This window comes from Arthrobacter sp. UNCCL28 (assembly GCF_900102805.1).
Lineage (GTDB): Bacteria > Actinomycetota > Actinomycetes > Actinomycetales > Micrococcaceae > Arthrobacter > Arthrobacter nicotinovorans_A.
The window spans coordinates 454,386-469,711 of record NZ_FMWE01000002.1; the positions used below are offsets into that span (position 1 = coordinate 454,386).

Annotated in this window: 10 protein-coding genes; 8 read left to right on the top strand and 2 right to left on the bottom strand. The window is 65.0% G+C overall.

The genetic code is table 11. The features are described from left to right. Window positions 1-193 precede the first annotated feature (193 nt). The 4 genes from BLQ01_RS06675 to BLQ01_RS06690 all read left to right on the top strand — a co-directional run bounded on the left by BLQ01_RS06675 (window position 194) and on the right by BLQ01_RS06690 (window position 6,679). Entirely contained in the window at window positions 194-1,606 is a 1,413-nt protein-coding gene (locus BLQ01_RS06675) for an MFS transporter (RefSeq protein ID WP_091550713.1), read from the top strand. Next, window positions 1,607-3,829 carry a molybdopterin oxidoreductase family protein gene (locus BLQ01_RS06680; protein ID WP_091550715.1) on the top strand — a complete coding sequence of 741 codons (2,223 nt, stop codon included), beginning with the start codon at window positions 1,607-1,609 and terminating at the stop codon, window positions 3,827-3,829. It abuts the gene before it with no gap. After that, complete coding sequence (locus tag BLQ01_RS06685; RefSeq protein WP_091550717.1) at window positions 3,826-5,388, top strand: FAD-dependent oxidoreductase; 1,563 nt, start codon at window positions 3,826-3,828, stop codon at window positions 5,386-5,388. Before BLQ01_RS06680 ends, BLQ01_RS06685 begins: the two co-directional genes overlap by 4 nt. Before the next feature lie 295 nt (window positions 5,389-5,683). Then, on the top strand, window positions 5,684-6,679 hold the full coding sequence (locus BLQ01_RS06690) for an MBL fold metallo-hydrolase (RefSeq protein ID WP_254779260.1): 996 nt from the start codon (window positions 5,684-5,686) through the stop codon (window positions 6,677-6,679). A 101-nt stretch (window positions 6,680-6,780) separates the two neighbouring features. Here BLQ01_RS06690 and BLQ01_RS06700 read toward each other — a convergent pair whose 3' ends face one another. Continuing rightward, the gene (locus BLQ01_RS06700; RefSeq protein ID WP_026542741.1) at window positions 6,781-8,190 is read right to left on the bottom strand and encodes an NAD(P)H-quinone dehydrogenase; all 1,410 of its coding nucleotides are present in this window, start codon (window positions 8,188-8,190) and stop codon (window positions 6,781-6,783) included. A gap of 104 nt (window positions 8,191-8,294) precedes the next feature. On the opposite strand from BLQ01_RS06700, the gene BLQ01_RS06705 reads away from it, so the two are divergent. Then, window positions 8,295-9,113, top strand: a complete 819-nt coding sequence (locus BLQ01_RS06705; RefSeq protein ID WP_091550718.1) for a purine-nucleoside phosphorylase — start codon at window positions 8,295-8,297, stop codon at window positions 9,111-9,113. A 115-nt stretch (window positions 9,114-9,228) separates the two neighbouring features. Further along, window positions 9,229-10,974: a phospho-sugar mutase gene (locus BLQ01_RS06710; RefSeq protein WP_091550720.1), complete on the top strand. Its 1,746-nt coding sequence runs from the start codon at window positions 9,229-9,231 to the stop codon at window positions 10,972-10,974. Window positions 10,975-10,995: 21 nt separating this feature from the next. Here BLQ01_RS06710 and nirD read toward each other — a convergent pair whose 3' ends face one another. Next, window positions 10,996-11,358, bottom strand: coding sequence for a nitrite reductase small subunit NirD (gene nirD / locus BLQ01_RS06715; RefSeq protein ID WP_026542744.1), 363 nt, complete (start codon window positions 11,356-11,358; stop codon window positions 10,996-10,998). Between the two features lie 282 nt (window positions 11,359-11,640). On the opposite strand from nirD, the gene nirB reads away from it, so the two are divergent. Then, window positions 11,641-14,271 carry a nitrite reductase large subunit NirB gene (nirB, locus tag BLQ01_RS06720; protein ID WP_026542745.1) on the top strand — a complete coding sequence of 877 codons (2,631 nt, stop codon included), beginning with the start codon at window positions 11,641-11,643 and terminating at the stop codon, window positions 14,269-14,271. A gap of 9 nt (window positions 14,272-14,280) precedes the next feature. Further along, window positions 14,281-15,315: a uroporphyrinogen-III C-methyltransferase gene (gene cobA / locus BLQ01_RS06725; protein WP_026542746.1), complete on the top strand. Its 1,035-nt coding sequence runs from the start codon at window positions 14,281-14,283 to the stop codon at window positions 15,313-15,315. Window positions 15,316-15,326: the final 11 nt, after the last annotated feature.

The window sequence follows — 15,326 nt, forward strand, 5'->3', positions numbered from 1 at the left end:
AACCAAGTCCAGCATGCGGACATTCGGAAAAATCCCACACTGTGGTCCGCGCCACATTACCTCACCAGCGTCTCACTCGCCGGTGACCCCGCCGATAGGGAAATGTCACAGGCCGTTTACAAACAGCGACAGTGCGCGAAATGCGCCAAACCTACCTTGGAAGAACAACGTCCCCCACCAAGGAGGCACTTCCGTGACTGTTGACCGCACCGCAGATGCACTGGCCCCCGTCCAGTCCACTGCCACCGCCGCTCCCGCCCTCGAACACCGCCCCGGCCGCTGGATCGCCAACTGGGACGCCGAAAACAAGGGCCAATGGGAATCCGAAGGACGGTCCATCGCCAAGCGCAATCTCTACTGGTCCATCTTCGCCGAATTCCTCGGCTTCGTCGTCTGGCAGCTGTGGTCCATCGTGGTGGTCCAACTCCCCGCGGCCGGCTTCCGGTTCGATACCAACCAGATCTTCTGGCTCATCTCCATCCCCAGCCTCGTGGGCGCCACGCTTCGTATCCCCTACACGTTCATGGTTCCCAAGTTCGGTGGCCGGAACTGGACCATCGTCTCAGCACTGCTCCTGCTCATTCCCACCACCGGGCTTGCCATCTGTGTCTCCAACCCGGAAACGCCCTTTGGCGTCATGCTCCTGGTGGCCGCCCTCGCCGGCTTCGGTGGCGGCAACTTCGCCAGCTCGATGGCCAACATCACCTTCTTCTACCCGGCCCGCGAAAAGGGTTGGGCGCTGGGCCTGAACGCTGCCGGCGGCAACCTCGGTGCCGCCGTCGCGCAGCTTGTTGTCCCCATCGCCATCACGCTGCTGGCCGCCGGAACCGTCAACCTGCCCATGGCAGGCATCATCTGGATTCCGCTGATCATCATCGCCGCCTTCGGTGCCTACAAGTACATGAACAACCTCACCAACGCCAAGGGTGACGTGGCCGGTTCACTGGCCGCACTGAAGGAACCTCACCTGTGGATCATGGCGTTCCTTTACATTGGAACGTTCGGCTCGTTCATCGGCTTCGCCGGCGTCTTCCCCAAGTTGATCAAGGACTACTTCCCGGACTTCTCCTCCATCCACGTCGGAGCAGTGGCACTCTCGCTGGCGTTCCTCGGCCCCCTGGTCGGCTCCCTGGCCCGCCCCTACGGCGGACGCATGGCCGACCGCATGGGTGGCGCCCGGATGACCATTACCTCGTTCGCTTCCATGGCAGTCATCACGCTGACCATGATCTGGACGCTGCCCCTGAAGAACTTCTGGCTCTTCCTCACCCTGTTCCTGTTCCTCTTCCTGGCCAGTGGGTTCGGAAACGGTGCAACATACCGCATGATCCCGGTGATCTTCGCAACGTCCAGCCGGGCAGCACGCTCCGGAGCATCCAGCGCGGCCACTGCACGACTCGCCGCGTCCTCCCTGGGCCTGATCTCCGCGATCGGAGCCTACGGCGGCTTCGTAATCCCACAGGTTCTCAACGCTTCCAACTCGGCCAGCGGCTCCTACACCCCGGCGTTCTACGGATTCGTTGGAGCCTACGTCCTGATGCTCGCCGTCTGCTGGGTTTGCTACATCCGCCCGGCACAGAAGCGCAACACGATCGGACACATCTAGATGCCCAACGGCGCCGATACCCACTGCCCCTACTGCGCGCTCCAGTGCGCCATGACGTTGACCCCGACTGCCCCGGCAGCCCCCGGGACAGCGGCCACGAACGCACCCACCGCAGAAACGGCGAAGCCTGAGCTTCCCTTGGAAGTTTCCGCGCGCGACTTCCCCACCAACCGGGGCGGGCTGTGCCGTAAAGGCTGGACATCGGCGTCGTTGTTGCGTCACAACGGGCGCGTCACAGAGCCCATGCTCAAAGGTTCCGACGGCGTTCACCGGCCCGTCTCCTGGGACCAGGCCCTCATGCTCATCACGGCAGCGGTCAAGGAAACCCAACAGCAGTACGGGAATGACGCCGTGGGAGTTTTCGGCGGCGGCGGCCTCACCAATGAGAAGGCCTACCTGCTGGGCAAATTCGCCCGGCTGGCCCTGCGCACCTCCCGCATCGACTACAACGGCCGGTTCTGCATGTCCTCCGCTGCAGCTGCCGGCAACCGGGCCTTCGGCGTAGACCGCGGCCTCCCTTTCCCCGTCACGGACCTGGACACGGCCTCGGTGATCCTCATGCTCGGTTCCAACGTAGCCGAGACCATGCCACCGTTCGTCCAGCACCTTCAGGGCGCCCGGGACGCCGGCGGGTTGATTGTGGTGGACCCCCGCCGCTCGGCTACTGCAGCGTTCACGTCCGACGGCGGCGGTCTCCACTTGCAGCCGACGCCCGGCACTGATTTGGCGCTGCTTTTGGGCATCAGCCACGTGGTTGTGCACGAAGGGCTGGCAGACGCTGACTACATCGCCGCCAACACCAGCGGGTACAAGGCGGTAGTACGCAGCTTGTCTGCATTCTGGCCGGAGCGGGTGCAGTCCATCACCGGCGTGCCGGCCACCCTCATCCGGGAAACTGCCCGCCGCCTGGCGCAAGGAGCCCGCGGCCACGGCAGCTATATCCTCAGCGGCCGCGGCGTGGAACAACACGTTGATGGCACCGACACCGCAACTGCCGCCATCAACCTGAGCCTCCTCCTGGGCCTGCCCGGCTCTGCCCGCAGCGGTTACGGCACCCTTACGGGCCAGGGCAATGGGCAGGGCGGTCGCGAACACGGGCAGAAAGCCGACCAGCTTCCGGGCTACCGCAAAATCACCGACCCCGCGGCCCGCGCCTACGTTGCCCGCGTGTGGGGCATCGAGGAGTCGCTCATCCCCGGGCCCGGGCTCCCCGCCGTCGAACTCCTCAACTCCCTTGGCAAGCCCGACGGCGTCCGGTGCCTTTTGGTGCACGGCGCCAACGTGGTGGTCTCGGCGCCCGATACCAACGCAGTGATTGAAGGGCTGCGCAGTTTGGATTTCCTGGTGGTCTGCGATTTCTTCATGTCAGAAACCGCTGCCGAAGCGGATCTGGTGTTGCCCGTGACGCAGTGGGCCGAGGAAGAAGGCACGCTCACCAACCTCGAGGGACGCGTGATCCGCCGTCGACGTGCACTGACGCCTCCCCCGGGTGTTCGCAGCGAATTGTGGCTCATGGCCCGGCTGGCGGAGTTGCTTGAAGCTCCTTCGACGTTCAGCGATGATCCCGAGACCGTTTTCGAAGAGCTGCGCCTGGCCTCTGCCGGTGGCTTGGCTGACTATTCAGGCATCGACTACGCCATGCTGGATCGGGGCGAAGCCGCTTACTGGCCCTACCCTGCAGGCAGTTCCGGGACGCCGAGGCTCTTTGCCGGTGGCTTTGCCCATGCTGATGGCCGGGCCGTCATGGTTCCTGTGACCCCGTCCAAGCGGGCTGTCCGTTCGTTCGCGGATGACTCCCTGGCACTGGCAACCGGCAGGCTTCTGGAGCACTACCAATCCGGAGCCCAGACCCGGCGCGTCAGCGAACTCCTGGCGTCCCAGCCGCAGGCCCGGCTCCTCATACACCCGGGCACGGCGGCCACCCGCGGCATTGCCAACGGCGACTACGCCACCGTGACCAACGAACGCGGAGAAGTGCTCTGCCGTGCCGAGCTGAGCACCGCGGTCCGTCCGGATACGGTCTTCCTGCCGTTCCACTTTCCCGGCCAGGAAAACGCCAACCGGCTCACGGAAGCAATCACTGATCCCATCTCCGGCATGCCGGAGTTCAAGACCAGCCGGGTGTGGGTCCGGAGGGCAGTGGCTGCGCAAGCTTCACCGGCCATTCCCACAAGCAGTCCAGCCATGGCCGGTTTGCCGGTAAACGCCAAGGAGGCCTCATGAGTGAGCGCATTGTTGTTGTTGGATTCGGGCCGGTGGCCGCGCGTCTTGTGGACGAACTGCTCCCTGCCGTCCGCGCCGGGCTGGTGCAACTTCTGGTAGTCGGTCAGGAAACTGAAGCGGCGTACAACCGGGTGATGGTTGCTGAGCTCGGCGTGGGACGCACCACTGCGGAGGCCTTGGCCATGGCCGATGTGTCCGAACTGGAAGCCGACGGTGTTGAGGTCCGGCTGGGCACCAAGGTCAAAAGGATCGACCGCGCCCGCCAGCTGGTCATCCTGTCCGACGGTTCCTCTGAACACTATGATCGTCTGGTATTTGCCACCGGGTCCCGTCCAGTGATTCCCAACCTCACCGGCCTCAACCCCGATCCGTCCCGGCCCGTCCTTCCATCCGGGGTTACTGCTCTGCGTGATTTGCGGGATGCTGCCGCGCTGCGTTCCGCCGTGGCTGAAGGTCAACGCGTGGTGGTCCTGGGCGGCGGGGTGCTCGGGCTGGAAACCGCGTTGGCTGCCGCGGAAGAAGGCGCCCAGGCCACGGTGGTCCACAACGGGCCCTTCCCACTCGGCAGGAGCATCGACCGCGGCAGTGGCTCCGTCCTGACCAGCAGCCTGCGTTCCCGCGGCGTCCGGGTGGCCGGCAACGCCCGCTCCACCGGCGTGGAGACGGCCGGACCTGGCGGCGCCTTCTCCGCTTTGCTGTTGGATGACGGTTCAGCGATCGACGGGGACCTGCTCGTGTTGTCCTGCGGTGTGCGCCCCCGGACCGAGTTGGCGGAAGGGTGCGGGCTTCCTACCGCCACGGGGATACTGGTGGACCACCACCTCCGGACCTATCACGAGCCACACATGTTCGCGATCGGTGACTGCGCCGAAGTGCACTGCCCGGATGCGTCGTGTGTGGACTGTCGGACTGCTTCCGGCCCCTCCGGTCTTGTTGGTCCCGGCTGGCGGCAGGCTGAGTGGTTGGCCGAGTACCTTGTGGTCCTTGCCCGTGACGGCCAGGAAGCAGCAGATACCTTGGAAGCCCTGCCCACGGAGAAACCCGGAGTGGTTGTCCTGAAGGCACGCGGCATCAACCTGGCCGTGGCAGGCGATAACCAAGCGGATCCATGGGACGAGGAGTTGCTGGAGGCCGGCGCAACCTCCGGACGCCCCCGCCGCCAGATTTCCCAGTGGGCCGATCCCGAACACGGCCGCTACGTGAAAATGACCACCCGCGGCGGAGTGCTGGAAGGCCTGGTGGCCGTGGGCATGCCCCGGACCGCCGCCGAGTTGGTGGTGCTCTTTGAACGTTCCTCGGAGCTGCCTGCCGACCGGTCCCTGTTGCTCCGCCTGGATGGACCTGACCAGCTTGATGCCGACGCCACCAGCAACGACCCCCAGCGGACTGTATGCCGCTGCGCCGGGGTGAGTGCGGCCAGTATTTCGGAGTCCGTGGTGCACGGTTGCAGCTCCGTGGGCGAGGTCTCCAAGGCCACCCGCGCCGGAACTGGCTGCGGAGGATGCCACGAGGACATCAAGGGGATCATCGAGAAGCACTTCCAGGCAGCCGCCGCGTAGCTGTTGGCGGGGGTGCCCGGCCCCCGATTCGGGGGTTCCCTGCTCAGAGTGCCGCGCGCAGGTTCCCCGCGGGGGTGCCCGGCCCCCGATTCGGGGGTTCCCTGCTCGGAGTGCCGCGCGCAGGTTCCCCGCGGGGGTGCCCGGCCCCCGATTCGGGGCTTCCCTGCTCAGAGTGCCGCGCGCACGGTTCACCGCGGGGGTGCCCGGCCCCCGATTCGGGGGTTCCCTGCTCAGAGTGCCGCGCGCACGGCATACTTTGCAGCGAAGCCCCGAAGCGGCGCCTTAGACTGCTCGGGTGAACGTATCCGAGCAGGCACCAGGGGTATTTTTCGTGGAGGGACCTGCATCCAACTGGCTGATCGTGCGGGATGCTTCGGGATTCATGCTGATCGACGGTGGCTACCCCGCCGACCGTGACCTGGTCTTGGAGTCCGTGCGCGGACTGGGCCTGGAACCCGCCGATGCAAGGGCCATGCTGATCACGCACGGGCACGTGGACCATACAGGATCCGCGGCGTACTTCTCACGGACTTTCGGAACACCCATTCTGTGCTCCCCCGAGGAACTCGCCCACGTCCAGGGCAAGGAGAAGCATCAGGTCACGTTCGGCCAGGTTCTCCTACGTGCTTGGCGTCCCCAGGTTTTCCGTTGGATGCTCCACGTGATCAAGGCCAAGGCGCTTCAGGCAGAACCAGCCACGCGAGCCGAGGCCTGGATGTCTGAAGCACTCCGCCACCTGCCCGGAAAGCCGGAGGCCATCCTGTTGCCAGGGCACACCCCGGGCAACGTTGCTCTCTTGCTGCCGGATGCCGGCGCCATTGCAGTGGGCGACACTTTCGTCAGCGGACACCCCATCAGCCCGAAGTCCGGTCCGCAGATGTTGCACAGTATGTACCACTCGGACGCCCGCCGTGCCCTCACCTCGGCACTCTCGCTGGGCGCGGTCCAAGCCACTGTCCAAGTCACTGCCCAAGCCAACGAGCGCGCCACTGTCCAGGTCACTGCCCAAGCCAACGAGCCCGCCACCGCCCAAGCCACTCCCCAAGCCACTGGGCAAGCCACTGAGCCCGCCACCGCCCAAGCCACTCCCCAAGCCACTGGGCAAGCCACTGAGCCCGCCACCGCCCAAGCCACTAAACACGCCACTCCCCAAGCCAACGAGCCCGCCACCGCCCAAGCCACTGCCCAAGCCACTGAGCGCGCCACTGTCCAGGTCACTGTGATCCTGCCGGGCCACGGTCCTGCACTGCACATGCCGTTGGCTCAGGCAGTGCGCGCGCTGCGTACGTAGGAAGCAGAAACGCCCGTTTCGATGGCTTGCTGCGCAGGGTGCCGTGCGGACGGCATGATGCGCAGCGAAGCCCCGAAACGGGCGTCCACTTTGGCTGGCGGTTACATGTGCACGTGCAGGCGCCGCGCAGCTTCCGAGATGGATCCGGTCAACGACGGGTACACCGTGAAGGCGCTGGCCACGTCATCAACGTGGAGCTTCTGGGTTACCGCGACGGAGATCGGGAAGATGAGCTCGGATGCGTTCGGCCCCACCACTACGCCACCGATCACGGTGCCGGAACCCTTGCGGGCGATGATCTTGACGAACCCGTCCTTGGTGTTGCGCATCTTGGCGCGGGCGTTGCTGAGCAGGGACAACATCACAACATCGCCCTGGTATTTACCCGAGGCCAGATCGGCCTCGGACACACCCACGGAAGCGATCTCAGGGGACGTGAAAATGTTGGAGGCTACCTGGTTGAGCTTCAGCGGCTTCACGCCGTCGCCCATGAAGTGGGCAATAGCGATGCGGCCCTGCATGGCCGCGACCGAGGCCAGGGCGAAGACGCCCGTGCAGTCGCCGGCGGCATAGATGTTGGGAGCTGTGGTGCGGGAAACGCCGTCCACCTTGATGTGGCCGGACTCCGTGAGGGTCACGCCGGCTTCTTCAAGGCCAACACCGGCAGTGTTGGGGATGGAACCAACACACACCAGGCAGTGGGTACCTGTCACGATCGATCCGTCACCCAAGGTGACCTTGACGCCGTCGTCCGTTCGCTCCACCGCGTTGGCGCGGGACTTGGAAAGGACGGTGACGCCGCGGCGTTCAAAGACGCCTTCGAGCAACTTGGCCGCATCCGTGTCCTCGCCGGGGAGGACCTGGTCACGGCTGGAGATCAGGGTGACCTTGGAGCCCAAACCGTTGTAGGCCGAGGCAAACTCGGCACCGGTGACGCCCGAACCCACAACGATCAGTTCTTCGGGAAGCTCATCCAGGTTGTAGATCTGGGCCCAGTTGAGGATGCGTTCGCCGTCGGGCTTGGCGGTGGGAAGTTCACGAGGGTGTGCGCCCACAGCCAGCAGGATGGCATCGGCGTCAATGGTCCGGGTGCCCTCGAGCGTGAGGACCTCGATGGTGTTGTTGTCCAGCAACTTGCCGGAGCCGATCACGATCTCCACGCCCAGGCGCTCCAGGCCGGCACGGATGTCCTCGGACTGTCCATGGGCCAGGTTCAGCACGCGATCGTTGATGTGCTTGAGGTCTGCACGGGGCTTGGAAGCCGAGCCGTCGCCGTCAAACTTCACTCCGAGCTCATCCGCCTCGCCAACGCGGGTCATGAGGTCGGCGGTAGCAATGAGGGTCTTGGAAGGCACGACGTCGGTCAAGACGGCTGAGCCGCCGAGACCTGCACGCTCAACGATGGTGACGTGGGCGCCGAGCGAAGCGGCCACCATGGCAGCTTCATATCCGCCGGGACCACCTCCCAGGATCGCGATACGGGGGGCACTGAAGTCAACTTGGGTGGTCACAATCCTCAATTCTCGCTCATTGCCGCTCCGGCTGCCACTCAGCCCACCCTCACCAGGTCGCGGGTCCCTACCAAAGTCCCGTGGCCGCAAGGTAGCTTGTACCAGTGAGTAACACTGAGCTGATGAACACAGACCCCTTTGAGGCCGCGAAAGCCGCCGCCGACTTCATTGCCGCGGAGACCGGCGTCGAGTCCCACGACGTAGCCCTGGTGCTCGGATCCGGATGGGCGGAGGCTGCGGATTTGATCGGTGAAACCACCGCCACCCTGAACGCCACCGAAGTTCCCGGCTTCCACAAGCCCGCCGTGGTGGGCCACGTTGGCACCATCCGCTCCGTCCTGACCAAAGAAGGCAAGCGGGCCCTGGTCCTTGGCGCCCGGACACACTACTACGAAGGACGCGGCGTGCGCTCCGTAGTCCACGGTGTCCGGACGGCAGCTGCCGCCGGATGCAAGACGCTGGTCCTCACCAACGGGTGCGGCGGGCTCAATGAGGACTGGACCCCGGGCACTCCCGTACTGATCAGCGACCACATCAACCTCACCGCAGCATCTCCGCTTGAGGGCGCGACGTTCGTTGACCTCACCGACCTCTACTCCTCCCGCATCCGCGAGCTCGCCCGTGAAGTAGATCCCTCCCTGCAGGACGGCGTGTACGCACAGTTCACCGGGCCTCACTACGAAACACCGGCAGAAGTCCAGTACGCCAAGCGGATCGGCGCAGACCTGGTGGGGATGTCCACGGCACTGGAAGCGATCGCCGGCCGCCACGCCGGCATGGAAGTTTTCGGCATCTCGCTCGTCACCAACCTCGCCGCCGGCATCAGCCCGGTTCCCTTGAGCCACGCGGAAGTCCTTGAAGCCGGACACGCAGCCGGAAAGCGGATCTCCAAGTTGCTGGCAGAGATCATCGCCAAACTCTAGCTTTGCCCGGGCAACTCCGCCGGGAGTGGGATCCCACCCCTTTAAGACCACTTTTAGGGGCGGGATCACACCGCCCGTTGCCCCTGAAGCGCTCAATGAGGATAGTTTTGACCCTATGACATCCAGCGATGCCGCATTTGACCAGCTGCTCACCGACGCCCGCCAATGGGCCTCACAAGACCCGGACCCGGCGACGTCGGCTGCCTTGGAGGAGCTGACGGAGCTCGCCGAGGGTGGAGATGCGGCAGCAGTGCAGGAACTGGGCGACAGCTTCAGCGGCACCCTGCAATTCGGCACGGCCGGTCTCCGCGCAGCCCTCGGCCCCGGCCCAAACCGCATGAACCGCGTCGTGGTCCGGCGCGCAGCAGCAGGCCTGGCAGCTTTCCTCACGGAGACGGTAGCCGCAGCGGCCCCCGGGACCCGGCCGCGCGCCGTCGTCGGCTTCGACGCCCGCTACAACTCGGACATCTTCGCGCAGGAAACTGCCGCGATCTTCACCGCCGCGGGCATAGAGACGTTCCTGATGCCTGCAGCACTTCCGACGCCGTTGCTCGCCTACGCGGTCAGGAACCTGGACTGCGACGGCGGCGTGATGGTCACAGCCAGCCACAACCCGCCGCAGGACAACGGCTACAAGGTCTACCTCGGGCGGCATGCTGTTTCCGGGAGCGGACGCGGCTCCCAGATCGTGGCTCCCTACGATGCGCAGATCGCGGAAAAAATCGACGCTGTGGGTGCGCTGGACTCCATAGAGCTGGCCGATAGCGGTTGGACCGTACTGCCCGTGGCCATCGCCGCGGACTATCAAGCCACCATGGCCGGGCTGGTTGACCGGGAACATTTCCCGGCCCGGGACCTCAAAATCATCCTCACCCCCATGCATGGCGTCGGCGGCGAAACAGCTGTCTCCGTCCTGAATGCCGCCGGATTTGGGGATGTCACTCTCGTGGCCGAACAGGCTGAACCCGATCCGGACTTCCCCACTGTTGCCTTCCCCAACCCCGAAGAGCCTGGTGCGCTGGACTTGGCGCTCGCAGCTGCCGCGGAGGCCGGCGCGGACATCGTCCTGGCCAACGACCCCGACGCCGATCGGGCTGCGGTGGCCGCCTTGGACCCGTCCACGGGAACCTGGCGGATGCTTCGTGGAGATGAAGTGGGCGCGCTGTTGGGTGCACACATCGTGGCGCGCCGGGCAGCCGGTGAAGGCGAGGAAGCCAGGGAGGGCGTCTTCGCAAACTCGATCGTTTCTTCGCGCCTTCTGTCCCGGATCGCCGCAGCCGCAGGGTACGCCCACGAGGAAACGCTCACTGGCTTCAAATGGATCTCACGGGTTCCCGGCCTCACCTACGGGTACGAGGAGGCCTTGGGGTACTGCGTTGCGCCCGAGCTGGTGCGGGACAAAGACGGTATCTCAGCGGCGGTACTGATCGCGGAACTGGCAGCAGCTGCCAAGGCCGAGGGCAGGACGATCTTTGACACCCTTGACGATCTCTACCTGGTGCATGGCCTGCACGCCAGTGACCAGTTGAGCATCCGGGTGGCGGACCTTGGACTGCTGGATGCCATGATGAACCGCCTGCGCGTCAATCCGCCCGAAGCGTTCGGGGGCTCCGCCGTCGAGGTCTTTACCGACCTTGCCGAAGGAAGCGAAGCCTTACCGCCCACGGACGGACTGCTGTACCTGACCCGGGACCAAAGCCGGGTCATCATCCGGCCCAGCGGCACCGAGCCCAAGCTCAAGTGTTACTTGGAAGTCATCCAGCCCGTGGAGTCCGCCGCGGAACTTCCCGGTGCCCGCCAGGCCGCACGGACCTCCCTGGACGATGTCCTCAGGGATGTCCGCGAAGCGTTGGGTCTTTAGAAGCGTCGGTCTTTAGCCGGGTTAGAGTTCAACCTCGATGAAGCCATCCACCAACCGGGTGGCGAACACATCGAGGGCGAGCTCGGGGTTGGTGAAGCACTCCCCGGTTTCGAGGTCGTAGACCTCTTTATGCAGTGGCGATGAGATGGTCGGCCGGCTTCCGCGGGATCCGATGATCCCGCGGGCCATGACGTTGGCCAGTGTTGCCGGGTCCTGCTGAGCCACGGCGAAGACCTCGGTGGACGCGATGCGGAACAGCGCAACCTGTCGGCCTGCAACCAGTGCCGCCTCGCCCCAAGCCAGCTCGAGTTCATCCAGCGGGCAAATCCTGTGCCACTCGCCGGTAACGGCAACATCCACGGCACGGTCCAGAATTACGGTCATTTCAGCCCCTCTCACTCTGTCCGGGTGCTGGCATTTTCGCCGTCACTCCCCCGGACCGGGCCACGCTTGCGGCCACTCTTCCACGCTAGGACCCTGGTGTTTCATCAGGTGTCCGCGTTTGTGTCCAGCGCGTAAAAGAGACCTCACGCCTCACGAAATGCCGTTGTGATGCAGAAGTTAAGATCACGAAACAAAAGGGAAACTGACGCGAAACTGCCCATACCTAGTCTGGAACCACGAGTTGCAGCAGATCCGTCTGCAACGTCTGCGAAAGGCCCACCAGTGACCGGACACACTTCAAGCACAGAGAACCCGCGCCGCGTCGTCGTCGTCGGCGGCGGCCCCGCTGCCCACCGTTTCACCGATGCCATGGTCAACCGCGGTCTTGAAGGCTGGCAGGTCACGGTGCTGACCGAAGAGGCGCACCTCCCCTACGACCGCGTGGCGTTGAGCAAGGCCCTCACCGAAACCGGTGTGGACCTTACTTTGGGCGACGCGTCCATGTGGGACCACGAGGCGCTGACCCTGGTGACCGGCGAGCGCGCCGTGAAGATCGACTCCGCCTCCAGGAGTGTCCTTACCGCTGCGGGGAACACGTACGAATACGACCACTTGGTGGTGGCTTCGGGCTCGGATGCAGCCCGCCTCCCGATTCCCGGTGCCGAACACACTCACGTGTACCGCACGCTCGATGACGTCTGGGCCATCAACAAGGCCATCGCCGAGCTCCGGGAAAAGCTGGGCCGCAAGGTTAACGCGGTCACTATTGGTGGCGGCTTGCTGGGCCTTGAGTCCGCTGCCGGCACCGAACAGTTGGGTGCCACTCCCATTGTCATCAACGGAGCACCGTGGCTGATGAACACGCAATTGGATGAGGGTGCCGGGCAGTCGCTGGGTCGCCTGATTGAGGCCAAGGGCTTTGAGGTCCATGGTGGCGTGTTCCCTTCCGAAGTACTGACGGACGACGACGGCAACGTCACCGGCGTCTTGATGGCGGACGGCCGCACCATTGAGGCGGACATCGTGATCGTAGCCGTCGGGGTCAGGCCCCGCGACGACCTCTTCCGCGCAGCAGAGGGTGAGGAGCAGCTGTTCAGCCTGGGCCAGCGTGGCGGCGTGGTCATCAACGATTACTGTGCCACTGAGGTGGAGGGCATCTGGGCGATCGGTGAAGTGGCCAACTTCGGAGGCATGTGCCTTGGATTAGTGGCACCTGCCAACACCATGGCCGAGATCGTTGCCGACCGCCTGCACGGTGGCGAGGCGACATTCCCCGGCTTCGACACTGCCACCAAGCTCAAGCTGTCCGGCGTGGATGTGGCCAGCTTCGGTGATGCGTTCGCCCGGACCGAGCATTCCCTGGAAATTGTCTACGCCGACCCGGCACGCGGCGTTTACCAGAAGATCGTCACCACCGATGATGCCAAGACCCTCTTGGGCGGCATCTTCGTGGGCGATGCTTCCCCCTACATGAGCCTTCGCCCGCTCCTGGGCCGCGAACTGGCAGCAGAACCCGGCGCGTATTTGAGCGCCGCGGGTGGAGGTGAGGCACCTGAGACTGAGCTTCCCGACGATGCCATCCTGTGTTCCTGCAACAACGTGGCCGCCGGAACCATCCGCGACACCATCAATGGGTGCGGTGCCTGCGAAGGCAACTCCCCCGTGCAGGAACTCGGCGAGCTCAAGGGCTGCACCCGTGCCGGCACCCAATGTGGTTCCTGTGTCCCCATGCTCAAGAAGCTCCTCGAGGGCGAACTGACAAAGTCCGGCATCGAAGTTTCCAAGGCACTGTGCGAGCACATCAGCCTGTCCCGCCAGGAACTCTTCGACGCCATCCGGGTGCTGGAACTGACCTCGTTCGAAGAGATCATGGCCAAATACGGCACCGGCGCCGGCTGCGACATCTGCAAGCCGACCATTGCCTCCATCCTCGCAAGCCAGCACTCTGCGTACGTCCTGGACGCCGGACGTGGGTCCCTGCAGGACACCAACGACCGCGCCTTGGCGAACATGCAGAAGGACGGCACGTATTCGGTGGTCCCCCGCATCGCAGGTGGTGAGATCACCCCCAAGGGCCTTGGCGTCATCGCAGCCGTCGCTGAGAAGTACAACCTCTACACCAAGATCACCGGCGGCCAGCGCATCGATATGTTCGGTGCACGGCTGGAGCAGCTCCCGGACATCTGGAAGGAGCTGGTGGACGCCGGTTTCGAGTCCGGGCAGGCTTACGGCAAGAGCCTTCGCACAGTGAAGTCCTGTGTTGGATCCACCTGGTGCCGTTTCGGAGTACAGGATTCGGTGGCCATGGCCATTGCGCTGGAGCTTCGCTACCGCGGCCTCCGCAGCCCGCACAAGCTGAAGATGGGTGTTTCCGGTTGCGCCCGCGAGTGTGCCGAGGCCCGGGGCAAGGACGTGGGAGTGATCGCCACCGCGGACGGCTGGAACCTTTACGTCGGCGGAAATGGCGGTGCCACTCCGGCACACGCCCAGCTGCTGGCCAAGGACCTGGACGACGAAACGCTGCTGAAGTACATCGACCGCTACCTCATGTACTACATCCGCACCGCCGACCGCCTCCAGCGCACCGCGCGCTGGCAGGAAGAGCTGGACGGCGGCATCAAACACGTCGAGGAAGTGGTGGTCAACGACTCCCTGGGCATCGCCGAGGAGCTTGAGGCCGCCATGGCCAAGCACATCGACACCTACGAGGACGAGTGGGCAGAAACCTTGAAGGACCCGGAGCGCCTCCGCCGTTTCCGCTCCTTCGTCAATGCTCCCGACCAGAAGGACGAATCCATTTCCTTCGTTCCGGAGCGTGGCCAGATCCGTCCGGCTACCAATGAGGAAAAGGGTGGCGTGCTCATCGCGTCGACCATTCCGGTCCGCAGCGAAACCGTCGGCGCAGGAAACTAGGGGTTCACCATGCAGCTCACTATTGATCTCACCGACCGCGACGTCCTTGTCACGGGCTCGGACACCTGTGCCCGCCAAGCCATCCGGCGATACCAGGCTGCCGGGGCCAACGTGTACCGCCTGAGCACACCTGCGGGGGTGCCAGGTGACGGGCTGCTCCCGGAGCGTCCGTTCCTGGTGGCCGTGGTGGACGACGGCGACGACGGCTGGCTGCCGTTGGTGGAACGCTGCCGCGAGGCCGGTGTGCCCGTGGCTTTTGAGCCTGCCCCCGGCGCGGAGGGTCACGTGACTTTGGTGGGCGGAGGCCCGGGAGCCCTGGACCTCCTGACCGTCGGCGCCGTGGACGCCCTGCGTGATGCCGACGTGGTGTTCTATGACCGCCTGGCCCCTTACCAGGAGCTCGCCGATCTGACCTCTGCGGAACTGGTGGACGTGGGCAAGCAGCCTGGCCTTCACAAAGTCACGCAGCGCGACATCGAGAAGCTGATGGTCGAAGCTGCCCTTGCGGGCAAGAACGTGGTCCGGCTCAAGGGCGGGGATCCCTACGTGTTCGGGCGTGGCGGCGAGGAGGTGGCTGCCTGCGTTGCCGCCGGGGTCCCGGTACGGGTCATCTCCGGCGTCACCAGCGCCATCTCCGTTCCCGCCGCAGCCGGCATCCCGGTCACGCACCGCGAAGTGAGCCACATGTTCACGGTGGTCTCCGGCCACGCACCCTTGACCGAGACGGAACACATGCATTTGGCCGGCCTGGGCGGGACGATCGTGGTCCTCATGGGCATCGGCACCCTTCCCCAACTGGCCGCCGGGTTGCGCCGGGCAGGGATGAAGCCGGAGATGCCAATGGCCGTGGTGGAACGCGGTTACCGTCCGGGGCAACGCACCACCATCGCTGACCTGGGTACGATCGAAACAGCTGCCACCGGCTGCAGCAATCCGGCTGTGCTGGTCATTGGCGAAGTGGTCAAGGTAGCCGAGGCCAACCGCAACCACGCCGAAGCATCCGCTGAACTGAGCCGCCTGGCGGCTTCGCTCCTTGAAGCCTGAGGGTAAAACTT